The following is a 12837-nucleotide window of genomic DNA, read 5'->3' as shown; positions in this document are numbered from 1 at the left end:
TGACGAACATATGCAAAGGATCACACCTTTGTTACTGCGATACAGGTACGCTGGGGTATCCGCAGAGCAGATTTGCTCGATTACCGCCGGCCGGGAAGCCGAAGATTCCAGAGGTTCGCATGAGCGCAACTGCACAACCAGCAAAGACAGCCGTACCGAAGACCCGCACCAACTCCGTCGTCAGCAGCTATTCAGGGTTGCTGAAGGCTGTTCGTGAGGAAGGGCTGCTGAAGCGCCGCCGTTCTTTCTACATCACGACATTCGTTTTTCTGTGCGCCGGCCTGGTAGCCGCAGGCACCGGGTTCTTCCTGATCGGTGAAAGCTGGTTCCAGCTGCTGATCGCTGCTGCGCTGGGAGTGCTGCTGACGCAGTTGGCCTTTATTGCCCACGAGGCAGCCCACAAGCAGGTCTTTGAATCCGGTCCCGCGAATGACCGCGCGGGGCGCTTTGTTGCCAACGCCGTCGTCGGCATCAGCTACCAGTGGTGGATGAACAAGCACAGCCGGCACCACGCGAACCCGAATACCATCGGCAAGGATCCGGATATCGACATGGATACCATTTCCTTCCTGCCGGAGCAGGCGGCACGGCAAAAGGGCTTCATGGCCTGGTTTGCCCGCCGCCAGGGATGGCTCTTCTTCCCGCTGCTGATGCTTGAGGGCATCAACCTGCATGCCACCTCCATCAAGCACCTCTTCGCCAACAAGCAGATCAAGGGCCGCTTCACGGAGCTGACCATGGTGTTCCTGCGCCTGGGACTGTACATCGGCGCCGTCTTCTTCTTCCTCCCGGTGGGCATGGCATTTGCCTTCCTCGGTGTGCAGCTGGCTGTCTTCGGCGTGTACATGGGCGCTTCCTTTGCTCCCAACCACAAGGGCATGCCGATCCTGCCCAAGGACTCCAAGGCGGACTTCCTCTCCCGCCAGGTCCTGACCTCCCGCAACATCAAGGGAAAGGGCATGAACACCCTGATGGGCGGGCTCAACTACCAGATTGAGCACCACCTCTTCCCGAACATGCCCCGCCCGCACCTGGCCCGCGCGTCGGAAATCGTCAAGGCCTACTGCGCCGAGCACAAGATTCCCTACACCGAGACGTCCCTGACGCAGTCCTACGGAATCGTTGTCCGTTACCTGAACACGGTGGGCCTCTCCGCGAGGGATCCCTTCGACTGCCCCCTGACTTCGCAGTACCGGCGGTAATCCGCCGCTCACAAACCGGCAGCAGGAAAGCCGGCAGCATTGCCTATGGGCGGTGCTGCCGGCTTTTTGCTGCTGCTGCGGCTGCATCTGACAGACTGGAGCCATGTCTCCGACACCAACAGACCATTCCGCCAGCACTTCCGCTTCCGACGGTTCCTCCTCAGTCAAGGAGCAGGCCAGCCACATCGGCATGCGCCTGGAAGACGCCCTCCACAACTACCGCGAAGGACGGGCACGCAAACGGGGTGAAGTCCAAACCGTCCTGCCTTTCACCGGCTACGGCAGCACGGAGTGGGTTCGGGTGCTGGGGCGCGTCATTCTCACCAAGCCGGGATATGCCTCACCCGATGAGAATTCGGCGGGTGCCAAGGCCATCCGTGACGGTATCCGCGGCTGGCGCAACTTCATGAGCCCCCCGATCAACAAGGCCGCCGTCACTGTGGAAATCAACGGCGAACAGTACCCGGTCACCGCGGACCGCGGCGGCGTTATCGACGTCGTCATTCCGGTGAAGCTTGCACCGGGCTGGACCACCGTCACGCTGCGCTCGGAAGATTCGGAAGCCGCCGTCGCACCCGTGTACATCGTGGACCCGTCCGCCCGGGTGGGAGTGGTCTCGGATATAGATGACACCATCATGGTCACCGCGCTGCCGCGTCCGTTCCTTGCCGCCTGGAATACCTTCGTGCTTGATGAGCACGCGCGCACCCCTACCCCGGGCATGGCCGTGACAATGGACCGGCTGTCCCGGGAGACCCCCGGCGGCCCCGTCCTGTACCTGTCCACCGGCGCCTGGAACGTGGCCGCGACGCTGACCCGATTCATCACCCGCAACCTGTATCCGGCCGGACCGCTGCTGCTGACAGACTGGGGACCCACGAGGGACCGCTGGTTCCGCAGCGGACAGGAGCACAAGAAGACGCAGCTCGAACGCCTGGCCAAGGAGTTCCCGCAGATTAAGTGGCTGCTGATTGGTGACAACGGGCAGCACGACGAAGCGATCTATGCAGAATTCGCCAAGCGGCATCCGGAGAATGTCCGGGCCATCGCCATCCGTCAGCTTTCGGCCGGCGAGGCCGTCCTGGCCGGCGGCCGCTCGCCGTCGCGTTCGGGTGAGCGGCCGTCCGAGATCCCCTGGATCTACGCTCCGGACGGTGCAGGGATGTCCCGGCAGCTGAGCGAACTGGGGCTGCTGCCCGAGGCCGGTTAACCGCCGGGGCTGCTGCCGGCCGGGCAGCAGCTAGGGCTGGTCTTTTTCGGTTTTCACGGTGCGCAGGATCCGGCGCATGCTCATCGCCAGGGAGGCCGTGACGTCCACGGGGCTGTCCGGGGATGCCTGGGAGTTCATATCGATCTGGAGCTTGTGGACGGCCTCACGCGCCCGGGCATATTCCTCGGTATCCGCATCCCATTTCTCCACCGCTTCGCCGCAGGCCAGCATCGCCTCGGAAAGCTGTTCGGAGAGCTGATCCTGCACCGGCATATCCTTTGGAAGGGTCCAGATGGCGGTGGCGAGGACCTCGGTCATGTCCTCCACATACAGCGTCACCCGCTCCATGGCCCGCAGCGCCCGGTAGTCCCCGTCGAGATCGCGGGTGTGGCGGCGGCTGCGCAGGTTGCCGAAGCGGCTGCGTTCCGCGAGCTGGACGGACTCACGCACTTCCTTGCTGAAGGAGATGAGTTCGCTGCGGCGGCCGGACCAGTCCTCATGTTTCGGCGGCCAGGACTCCGTAATGGCGGTCCCCATTTCCTTGAGCTGGCGGGACAGGGCCAGGCGCAGGGAAGCCAGTCCGTCCACGGCGCCGTTCAAATGCAGCGGCGGGAAGACAACGGCGTTGATGCTCAGGCCCACGGCTACGCCCACCAGCATCTGCACGGTGTAGCCCAGTGAGTAGCCGTCCGGATCGTCACCGCCGACCACCAGCACAAACAGGGCAGCCATGGGGAGGTAGTCCTGGCCGGCGCCCAGCTTGGGGATGCCGGCGAGCAGGACTCCAACGCCCACAATGAGGGCGATGGTCCAGGTGGTGGGGCTGCCGAAGAGCAGGCCGGTCAGGGCCAGGGCAATGCCCGTGACGAGTCCGATCAGGGTTTGAATGCCGGCCTTCGCGGAACCCGAGACGGTGGGGTACATGCTCACCAGGGCACCCAGCGGGGCGTAGTACGGGTACTGCGCGGCGACACCGGGCACCAGCGGAGCGACGGTCCAGGCAACGGCCACGGCAAGGGCTGCCTTGATGGAGAGCTGCAGGCGCGTGTAGCGCAGGATGCCCTTGAGACGGCTGGAAACGCCGGAGAGAGTGGTGCCGCGAAGCATGCTCCCTGTTCGGCGAAAGAGAGTTCCGGTAGAAGGCATTGTTACATTATGGTCACGGTCCCGGGTGGGAGAGGCATTCTGTAGCCACGGTCACAGGCCCGGTGGACGGGAGGGATCTAGACCCCGTGCATTTCAGGCGCCGGCGGCGGCGCGGGGTGCAATGCTGTGGGTCCGCAGGACTTCGGCGAGCTGGTCGAGGAAGAGCCGGACCTGCGGATTTTCGCGTTCGTTGATAATCAGCGCGAAGATGCTGCGGGCGAGTCGGATTTCCGGTACGTCCAAGACGACGACGCCGTCGTGCCGGTTGAGCATGGCCAGCTCCGGAACCAAAGCGGCGCCGAGCCCTGCCGCGGCCATCTCCAGGCTGGCGTTGAAGTCATCGCAGTAGGCCGCCACGCGGGGGTGCAGGTTGCAGCCGGCAAAGAGCCGTTCAATGACCAGGGCATCCGGGGTTCCCGGGTGATGCATGATCCAGGGCATGTCCGAAAGCTGCTCGGCGGAGATCTGTGATCCTTCACGGATGCCCCAGGCCCGGGGGAGGACCACCCGGAAGTCGTCGTCGCCGAGCCACTGGCGGCTGATGGTGGAGGGCCAGGCCAGCCCGCCCTGGCCCACCTGGTAGATGAGTGCGACGTCGAGCTCCCCGCCCGTGCGCAGGCCCTGGATGGTTTGGCCGGGCTCGGCGACGTGGATCTTCAGGTTGATGCCCAGATCCTGCCAGCCGGGGGAGCCCACCAGCCTCGGCAGGGCGAAGGTGGCCAGGCTCGGGAAGATCCCCAGCCGCAGCTCATGGGTGGTTCCGGCCTCCACTCGGGCGGAAGCCGCCATGAGCGCATCCATGTCCGTGAGGACCTTGGCTGCGTGCCGGGCCATGACAAGGGCTGCCTCCGTGGGGGCCGCCGTGCGGGCGGAACGGACAAAGAGGTGGGTGCCCGTGGCGCGTTCCAGGGCAGACATCTGCTGGGAGACGGCAGAAGCAGTGTAGCCAAGCCGGAGGGCGGCTGCGGCAAAGGACCCTACCCGGATGACTTCAAGGAGCGTCTTGAGGTGAATCGGATTTACCACTGCTGCCGCCTTCCGGAGCCATGATGCGGCCGGCCTGCTGCTGGAACCGCAGTCGCCCACTTTAGCCGGTTGGCACCGGCGGCCGGGCACCCGCGTGCGGGTGGCGGGGCGACACGCCGTCGGAAGCGCGACACGCGCTCAATTTGTGGTCTTCACTACGCAGCCCGGGCTGTGCACTCAGTCTGCACAGCCTGTGGAGAACCTGCGGCCGGCCTGCGGAAATCCACGGAATTTTCCTGCCTGCCCTGTGCATTAACTGTGGACGACGGCTCAGGGGAATGACATACTTGTAATACATCATCTTGGGGTTACCCCGGGGGCTGCGCACTAGATGTAGTGTCTGGATGTAGTATCAATGGACAGACTTCAAGGCTTCACAAGGGGAGACCAACCATGACCGTTACGGTTTACACCAAGCCCTCCTGCGTTCAGTGCAACGCTACTTACCGGGCGCTGGACAAGAAGGGCATCACGTACCAGATCGTGGATATGTCCCAGGATGCCGAGGCCCTGGAACGGGTCCGCGCACTGGGTTACATGCAGGCTCCCGTCGTTGTCACCGAGCAGGATTCCTGGTCCGGCTTCCGGCCGGACAAGATTGCCGAACTGACCCAGTCATCGGTCTCCTCGGTAGCCTAAGACGGCTTCAGCAACACCCGCACCACACCCGCAACACCCGCACCGTCAGGAGCGCAGGACCATGACACTGCGGATAGCAGACCGCACCGGGATTTCCCCGGAAGCGGGATCCGCAGCACATGAGCATCCAGTCACCGATGCGCCCCTGATTTTCTTTTCATCGGCGTCCGGATACACCGGCCGCTTCGTTGCCAAGCTGGATACGCAGGCGGGAAAGATCCCGCTGCACACCTCAGAACCCACGTTGTTGGCCCAGCGGCCGTATGTCCTGCTGCTGCCCACCTACGGCGGCACCGCTGCGCAGCCGGGGGCAGCAGCACGCGGCGCCGTTCCCAAACAGGTCATCAAATTCCTGAACAATGAGCACAACCGCTCCCTGATCCGGGGAGTCATCGGCGCCGGCAACACAAACTTCGGGGAATCCTATTGCCTTGCGGCGGACATCGTCTCCGCAAAGTGCAAGGTCCCTGTTCTCTATAGATTTGAACTCATGGGCACGTCCGACGACGTCGCCAAAGTTAACGAAGGATTGGAAGAGTTTTGGACGCATCAGTCGCAGAAGCCGGCATGACGGACTCGAAGGAGCTCCCCGCGGCCTATAAGGATCTGGGCTATCACGAGCTCAACGCGATGCTGAACCTGTACGGCAAGAACGGCGAGATCCAGTTCGACGCCGACCGCGCCGCTGCGCGTCAGTACTTCCTTGAGCATGTGAACAACAACACCGTGTTCTTCCACGACCTGGAGGAGAAGCTCGAATACCTGGTCAAGAACGAGTACTACGAGAAGGAAACTCTCGAGCAGTACTCCATGGACTTCATCAAGGACCTGTACCAGCGCGCCTACAAGAAGAAGTTCCGCTTCGAAACCTTCCTTGGTGCGTTCAAGTTCTACACCTCGTACACGCTGAAGACCTTTGACGGCAAGCGTTACCTGGAGCGCTACGAAGACCGTGTGTGCATGGTTGCCCTGCACCTGGCCCGCGGCGACGAGAAGCTTGCCACGCAGATGGTGGATGAAATCATCGGCGGCCGCTTCCAGCCCGCCACTCCCACGTTCCTGAACGCCGGCAAGGCCCAGCGCGGCGAGCTCGTCTCCTGCTTCCTGCTGCGCATCGAAGACAACATGGAGTCGATCGGCCGTTCCATCAACTCCGCCCTGCAGCTGTCCAAGCGCGGCGGCGGCGTGGCCTTCGCCCTGACCAACATCCGCGAGGTCGGCGCGCCGATCAAGCAGATCGAGAACCAGTCCTCCGGCGTCATCCCCGTGATGAAGCTCCTCGAGGACAGCTTCTCCTACGCCAACCAGCTCGGTGCCCGCCAGGGTGCCGGTGCCGTGTACCTGCACGCCCACCACCCGGACATCAACCGGTTCCTGGACACCAAGCGCGAAAACGCCGACGAGAAGATCCGTATCAAGACCCTCTCCCTCGGCGTCGTCGTTCCCGACATCACCTTTGAACTGGCCAAGCGCGACGAGGACATGTACCTGTTCTCCCCGTACGACGTCGAAAAGGTCTACGGCGTCCCGTTCTCCGACATCTCGGTCACCGAGAAATACTACGAGATGGTGGACGACGCGCGGATCAAGAAGACCAAGATCCGGGCCCGCGACTTCTTCCAGACCCTCGCCGAGATCCAGTTCGAGTCCGGTTACCCGTACATCATGTTCGAGGACACGGTGAACCGGGAAAACCCGATCGAGGGCAAGATCATCATGTCCAACCTGTGCTCCGAGATCCTCCAGGTCTCCGAGCCCACCACGTACAACGATGACCTCTCCTACGCCGAGACCGGCAAGGACATCTCCTGCAACCTTGGTTCGCTGAACATCGCCAAGACGATGGACTCCCCGGACTTCGGCCAGACCATCGAGACGTCCATCCGCGCGCTGACTGCTGTGTCGGACATGAGCCACATCGGTTCCGTGCCGTCCATCGCCAAGGGTAACGACGCCTCGCACGCCATCGGCCTGGGCCAGATGAACCTGCACGGCTACCTGGCACGGGAACGGGTGTACTACGGCTCCGAAGAAGGCATCGACTTCACGAACATCTACTTCTACTCCGTGGTTTACCACGCTGTGCGCGCCTCGAACCTGCTCTCGATCGAGACCGGCCGCAAGTTCGCCGGCTTCGACCGCTCCAAGTACGCCACGGGCGAGTTCTTCGACAAGTACGTCAACCAGGAATGGGTCCCGAAGACACAGCGCGTGCGTGAACTCTTCGAGGGCATCCACATCCCCACGCAGGCTGACTGGGCCGCGCTGAAGGCCTCCGTCATGGAGCACGGTATCTACAACCAGAACCTGCAGGCGGTGCCGCCGACCGGCTCCATCTCCTACATCAACAACTCGACCTCCTCCATCCACCCGGTGGCTGCGAAGATCGAGATCCGCAAGGAAGGCAAGCTGGGCCGCGTTTACTACCCGGCTCCGTACCTGACGAACGACAACCTGGAGTACTACCAGGATGCGTACGAAATTGGCTACGAGAAGATCATCGACACCTACGCTGCTGCCACGCAGCACGTGGACCAGGGCCTGTCCCTGACGCTGTTCTTCAAGGACACCGCCACCACGCGTGACATCAACAAGGCCCAGATCTACGCATGGCGCAAGGGCATCAAGACCATCTACTACATCCGCCTGCGCCAGCTCGCGCTTGAGGGCACTGAGGTGGAAAATTGCGTTTCCTGCATGCTGTAGCGGCAGGCTGAGAGCTGTGGAAACGACGACGACGGAGGCGGGCTACGTCTATGGGGTCCGCCTCCGGGGTGAGCGGGAATACCGGTACGTAGGTTTGACCACGAAAACCGTCGCTCGTCGTTTTTCACAGCACCTCAAAGCTGCCAGGGACGGCCGCAAGACCCCGTTTTACGATTGGCTTCGTAAACAGGCGCGGAATAACGTACTGGCGGATGAACTGCAGGAAGTATGGGACCTGACCGACCTTGGCCAGTCAGAGATCGATTGGATTGCCTACTTGAAAAGGGATGGGCACCGCCTTCTGAATCTTTCAGCGGGTGGTCTTGGCCCCGCAGGAGTCCTATGGACGGCCGAGCAGCGTGAAGCTGCTCGGCTTAGGTCCACAGGACGAAAAGGGCTCAGCCGCTTCGGCGAAGCAAACCCGTTCTACGGGCGGTCGCACACTCCGGAGCAACGCCTTAAATGGGCGGAGGAGCGGAAGGGCCAGTACGCTGGTCAGGAGAATCCAAACTTCGGCAAGTTCGGCGCCGAGCATCCCGGATTCGGACATTCCATGACGGCGGCAGCCCGGCAGGAACTGTCGGAATCTAGAACAGGTGCAGGCAACCCGAACTTTGGTAAGCAGGCCAGCACGGAAACCAGGGCAAAAATGTCTGCGGCTCGATTGGGCCGTCCCATGCCCTCAAGTCGCCGTAGCGCCCACACCAGACATCACACCAATAAAGGTATTGAGACGGCCGACTGCAGGTATTGCGTCGAGAACTCAGCCACACAAGGTCTCTCTTCAGAAAGCGAATCGGAGTCATGACAGAGAAAATCAAGCTGATCGACAGCGTCCAGGCGATCAACTGGAACCGCATCCAGGACGATAAGGACGTGGAAGTCTGGAACCGTCTGGTCAACAACTTCTGGCTGCCGGAGAAGGTGCCGCTGTCCAACGACGTCCAGTCGTGGAACACGCTCACTCCGGAAGAGCAGCAGCTGACCATGCGCGTGTTCACCGGCCTGACCCTGCTGGACACCATGCAGGCCACCGTCGGCGCCGTCTCGCTGATCCCCGATGCGATCACCCCGCACGAGGAAGCGGTCTACACGAACATTGCGTTCATGGAGTCCGTGCACGCCAAGAGCTACTCTTCGATTTTCTCCACGCTGGCCTCCACGAAGGAGATCGACGAGGCGTTCCGCTGGTCCACCGAGAACGAGAACCTGCAGAAGAAAGCCCACATCGTCACGGATTACTACCGCGGCGATGACCCCCTGAAGCGCAAGGTCGCCTCCACCCTGCTGGAGTCCTTCCTCTTCTACTCCGGGTTCTACCTGCCGATGTACTGGTCCTCGCGGGCCAAGCTGACAAACACGGCTGACCTGATCCGCCTGATCATCCGTGATGAGGCCGTGCACGGCTACTACATCGGCTACAAGTTCCAGAAGGGCCTGGAAGGCGCCTCGGAAGAGCGCAAGGCTGAGATCAAGGACTACACGTTCGAGCTGCTCTTTGAGCTGTACGAAAACGAAGTCCAGTACACGCACGACCTGTATGACGGCGTCGGCCTAGCCGAAGACGTGAAGAAGTTCCTGCACTACAACGCCAACAAGGCGCTGATGAACCTGGGCTACGAAGCCATGTTCCCGTCCTCCGTGACGGACGTGAACCCGGCGATCCTGTCGGCTCTGTCCCCGAACGCCGACGAGAACCACGACTTCTTCTCCGGGTCCGGTTCCTCCTACGTGATCGGCAAGGCCGTGAACACGGAAGACGACGACTGGGACTTCTAGTTCCGCAGCAACACAGATTTTCTGCCGTCCCGCTGGACCCATTGGTCCCGGCGGGACGGCTTTCTGTGTCGCTACAAAAGAGCAAAAACTGTTCTCGCTACGGTGTTGACCCATACACATCAGCAGCTCATTCTGATTGTGTGTCCAGCCCCTCGTGGGAAGGAGCAAAACCGTGGACAACGCTCTCTGGGAAATGGCTATAGCGTTCCTGCCGCCTTTGGTCGCGGCGGGAATCACGACTCTCGGGCTATGGTTTTCCGAACGCCATAAGGACAGGGATGAGGTTCAACAACGCCGCAAGTCACTGACGGAGGAATTGACTCGTGTCCGTTACCTTCGTTCGTGGTTGAAGACCTACGACATGATCCCCGGTACGATATCTGACGACGTAACCAACGCTCGAGAGGGCGTGTGCCGGGACCTTGTCAGTTCACACAGTCGCCTCTCGCACTCCCTCCAGCGTCGTTCCGGGGAGGTAGCCCGCTCACCTGGGACCAGGGTCTTGAAACGGGCTATCCTTGTTCCGCTGGCCAGGCCTGGCGCTCGAGCATTGCGTTGGGGATACTGGTTCTTTCTAGTGCTAAGCGTCCTACTCACCCTGGCCTTTATGACTTCGGGCTACGAAACCGCTGATGGCACAGTGCCAAGCCCCTTATCGGTGGTCGCATCCGGATTCGTCATGTTCATCCTGTTTTTCGCCCCCGCTCTGGTCTTCCGAGCTGGGGCACTCTGGCTTGAGCGTCGCCACCATGCGGGGGGCAATGGAAAGATGTTGCACAGACTCCCCGAAGGCGAAACTGGTGTTGGTATTGCCATGCCGCCTAGTGCTGTCCAGCGCCCCTCTTAATGTCCTGACCCGAGATCGTAGGGTGCGGCGTTAGGGCAACCGCCCGGGACGAGGCAGGGAGGCCCTGCCGGCCCCGGCAGGATCCAGCGGCACCGGACTGATGAGCACCGCCGGACCGCGCTGGAGGATGCCGCTGGTCAGCGGCCTGCAGCGCAGCCCGCCCCGGCCCCGCATCGCCTTATGCGCCCCGGGAGCCAGGACAGTATCCATCCAGGCACACGGATGCGCGTGCCGGCCGCCGTGGAAGATTACGCTGCCTGCAGCTGTTTCAAGGGTGAAGTCCTGCCCGATGAGCGGCACAAGTTCCGCACCGCGGAGCACCACATTGCGCCGGGGCAGCAGCGGATCGAAGGGCTCCGCCTCAAGTTCCGCAGCGATTGCCTCCAGGGACTCGACGGCGAAGAGGGTGACGGCAGCGTCCATGTGGGCCGCCTTGCCGAAGAACCGGTCCCCGACGATCCCCTTCCCGGCCACCACCTCCACCCGCTCGGCATCGGTGGTGGGGACGTCGGCTGCACCGTCCCGGGCACGTCCGAAATAGGCGTGGCTGCCTGAGACGAGCAGGTGGAGGATCTCGACGTCGTACTTGTAGTCCATGCCTTCCACGCTAGCGCTTCCCGCGGCGGCAACTCCCCGCCGGGGAAAGCCGGAAATCTCCGCTACAGCTGAAAGCGCTCCGACAGCTTCATGGTGGTGTTCCAGCTGCGGATGGTCATGGACTTGTACAGCGGTGAGGCCACAATCGCACTCAACCGGCTTCGCGTGAGTTCCGAGCTGAGCCGCTGTGAATAAACGACGCCGTCCCCGGCCCAGACCTCATCCACACCTTCCCGCGGCCGGAACGCCGTCATGGCCGTTTCGGCGTCGATGTCCATCAGGAAGATCGCATCGGAGTGGTACTTCTCCGGCTGCTCCCCGAACCCCTCCGGCTTGTGGCCGATCACGCTGTGCAGCTGTTCGGGAGTGAGCACCAGCACCTTGATGAGTTCGTCGTCGAGGTCGAATTTCTCCACCAGTGCCGCTTCGATCTCCTCGCCCACCTCTTCGGGCGAAGCGGACGCGGTGAGGAGGACGTTGCCGCTGGCTATGTACGTGGACACCTGCCGGTACCCCAGCTCTTCCAGATGTTCCCGCAGCGCCTTCATAAGGATCTTGTTCCTGCCGCCCACGTTGATGCCGCGTAGGAGGATCAGATACGGATTCATGTCAGTGCTCCTTCGCCGTGAACATCGCCAGCCCGAGGTCGTCCAGGATCCTCTCCGCCTCCTCCCGTTCCAGAGGCTTCGCCCGCCGGCGGTACAGCAGATCAAACGGAATGTTGGTGCCGGCGTTGGTCATGTGGATGTAGCCCACGTGTTCGCCGTCCAGGGAACGCGGTGATCGAAAGTGTTGTCCGGCGGGAGCTGCTGGGGCATGGGAGGACCCTAACACCGGCAGCCACGTGGAGAACATGGTTTCGCGTCGCTCCTGTGCACCGCAGAACCGGTATGGAACAGTCTGGGGGAGGAGGTAAATATGCCGCGTCAGTTCGTTCGGAATTCCATCGCTGTCCTTGCCGGTGTCTGTCTGTGCCTGCTGCTGGTGTACTTTTCCGGGCCCGGTTCCAAAGAGGTTCCGGCTCAGTCGGCGCAACTCCCGGTCGAAGCCCAGGCCGCAGAACTCCCGGAACTGCCGGCGCAGCCCGATGCGGTGGATTCCGATTCCCCGGACAGCACTTTGGTGGTGGTCAACAAGCAGCGTCCGCTGCCGTTGGATTACGTTCCGCAGGATCTTGCTGACGCCGACGGCGTTCCCCTGCGGGTCGAGGCGGCGGAGGCCTACCTGCAGATGGCTGCGGAAGCGGCCGCCGCCGGAGTGCCCATTTCTGCCGTGAGCGGTTTCCGGACCGGAGCCGAGCAGGACCAGCTGTACGTTTCCTACACGGAGAACTTCGGTCCGGAAACGGCGGACTCCATTTCCGCCCGCCCCGGTTACAGCGAACACCAGACCGGGCTGGCCATCGACATTGCCAACCCGGACGGAAGCTGCGCCCTGGAAGCCTGTTTTGTTGAAAGTCTGGCGGGGTCCTGGGCTGCAGCCAACGCCCATTACTATGGTTTCATCGTCCGTTATCCGGCAGGCGCCGAACACATCACCGGGTACGCCCACGAACCGTGGCACCTTCGGTATGTCGGGGCGGAGCAGTCCCTTTCCATCCACGACGCCGGAACCACCTTGGAAGAGTTTGCGGGCCTCCCTGCCGCGCCGGATTACGGACAGTGAGGCTGGGCCGTGAAAACAGT

13 protein-coding genes are annotated in these 12837 nt (G+C 62.3%); 8 read left to right on the top strand and 5 right to left on the bottom strand.

The features are described from left to right. Nucleotides 1-119: 119 nt before the first annotated feature. Together AC4D2W_RS05225 and AC4D2W_RS05220 are read left to right on the top strand one after the other, a co-directional pair. Nucleotides 120-1202, top strand: coding sequence for a fatty acid desaturase family protein (locus AC4D2W_RS05225; RefSeq protein ID WP_490925827.1), 1083 nt, complete (start codon nucleotides 120-122; stop codon nucleotides 1200-1202). A gap of 103 nt (nucleotides 1203-1305) precedes the next feature. Then, nucleotides 1306-2412 (top strand): App1 family protein phosphatidate phosphatase, encoded by a 1107-nt coding sequence (locus AC4D2W_RS05220; protein ID WP_490925826.1) that lies wholly within the window; start codon nucleotides 1306-1308, stop codon nucleotides 2410-2412. Nucleotides 2413-2442: 30 nt separating this feature from the next. On the opposite strand, the gene AC4D2W_RS05215 is transcribed toward AC4D2W_RS05220, so the two are convergent. Both AC4D2W_RS05215 and AC4D2W_RS05210 read right to left on the bottom strand, forming a co-directional pair. After that, on the bottom strand, nucleotides 2443-3519 hold the full coding sequence (locus AC4D2W_RS05215) for an FUSC family protein (protein WP_490925825.1): 1077 nt from the start codon (nucleotides 3517-3519) through the stop codon (nucleotides 2443-2445). 132 nt (nucleotides 3520-3651) lie between these two features. Continuing rightward, complete coding sequence (locus AC4D2W_RS05210; protein WP_400928209.1) at nucleotides 3652-4584, bottom strand: LysR family transcriptional regulator; 933 nt, start codon at nucleotides 4582-4584, stop codon at nucleotides 3652-3654. Nucleotides 4585-4977: 393 nt separating this feature from the next. Between AC4D2W_RS05210 and nrdH the strand changes: the two genes are divergently transcribed. From nrdH to nrdF, 5 genes are all read left to right on the top strand, one after another. Next, nucleotides 4978-5223 carry a glutaredoxin-like protein NrdH gene (nrdH, locus tag AC4D2W_RS05205; protein ID WP_490925823.1) on the top strand — a complete coding sequence of 82 codons (246 nt, stop codon included), beginning with the start codon at nucleotides 4978-4980 and terminating at the stop codon, nucleotides 5221-5223. A 61-nt stretch (nucleotides 5224-5284) separates the two neighbouring features. Continuing rightward, the gene (gene nrdI, locus AC4D2W_RS05200; RefSeq protein WP_490925822.1) at nucleotides 5285-5794 is read left to right on the top strand and encodes a class Ib ribonucleoside-diphosphate reductase assembly flavoprotein NrdI; all 510 of its coding nucleotides are present in this window, start codon (nucleotides 5285-5287) and stop codon (nucleotides 5792-5794) included. Continuing rightward, on the top strand, nucleotides 5791-7929 hold the full coding sequence (gene nrdE, locus AC4D2W_RS05195; protein ID WP_490925821.1) for a class 1b ribonucleoside-diphosphate reductase subunit alpha: 2139 nt from the start codon (nucleotides 5791-5793) through the stop codon (nucleotides 7927-7929). The genes nrdI and nrdE overlap by 4 nt, the downstream gene beginning before the upstream one ends. 16 nt (nucleotides 7930-7945) lie before the next feature. Then, the gene (locus tag AC4D2W_RS05190; RefSeq protein WP_490925820.1) at nucleotides 7946-8737 is read left to right on the top strand and encodes an NUMOD3 domain-containing DNA-binding protein; all 792 of its coding nucleotides are present in this window, start codon (nucleotides 7946-7948) and stop codon (nucleotides 8735-8737) included. Next, the gene (gene nrdF / locus AC4D2W_RS05185; RefSeq protein ID WP_490925819.1) at nucleotides 8734-9708 is read left to right on the top strand and encodes a class 1b ribonucleoside-diphosphate reductase subunit beta; all 975 of its coding nucleotides are present in this window, start codon (nucleotides 8734-8736) and stop codon (nucleotides 9706-9708) included. The genes AC4D2W_RS05190 and nrdF overlap by 4 nt, the downstream gene beginning before the upstream one ends. A gap of 877 nt (nucleotides 9709-10585) precedes the next feature. Here nrdF and AC4D2W_RS05180 read toward each other — a convergent pair. The 3 genes from AC4D2W_RS05180 to AC4D2W_RS05170 form a co-directional block, all read right to left on the bottom strand. Continuing rightward, nucleotides 10586-11152 carry an MOSC domain-containing protein gene (locus AC4D2W_RS05180; RefSeq protein ID WP_490926029.1) on the bottom strand — a complete coding sequence of 189 codons (567 nt, stop codon included), beginning with the start codon at nucleotides 11150-11152 and terminating at the stop codon, nucleotides 10586-10588. A 62-nt stretch (nucleotides 11153-11214) separates the two neighbouring features. After that, nucleotides 11215-11760, bottom strand: coding sequence for a DUF1697 domain-containing protein (locus AC4D2W_RS05175; protein ID WP_490925818.1), 546 nt, complete (start codon nucleotides 11758-11760; stop codon nucleotides 11215-11217). A 1-nt stretch (nucleotide 11761) separates the two neighbouring features. Further along, complete coding sequence (locus tag AC4D2W_RS05170; protein ID WP_490925817.1) at nucleotides 11762-12007, bottom strand: hypothetical protein; 246 nt, start codon at nucleotides 12005-12007, stop codon at nucleotides 11762-11764. Nucleotides 12008-12070: 63 nt separating this feature from the next. Here AC4D2W_RS05170 and AC4D2W_RS05165 point away from each other — a divergent pair, with 63 nt between their 5' ends. After that, a complete protein-coding gene (locus AC4D2W_RS05165) occupies nucleotides 12071-12817 on the top strand; it encodes a M15 family metallopeptidase (RefSeq protein ID WP_490925816.1) in 747 nt (248 codons plus the stop codon). The last annotated feature ends 20 nt before the right edge of the window (nucleotides 12818-12837 follow it).

It is taken from the genome of Arthrobacter sp. TJ-58 (genome assembly GCF_058269295.1).
Note: the sequence above shows the minus strand (reverse complement) of the source record. Positions and strands in the feature narration are given on the sequence as shown.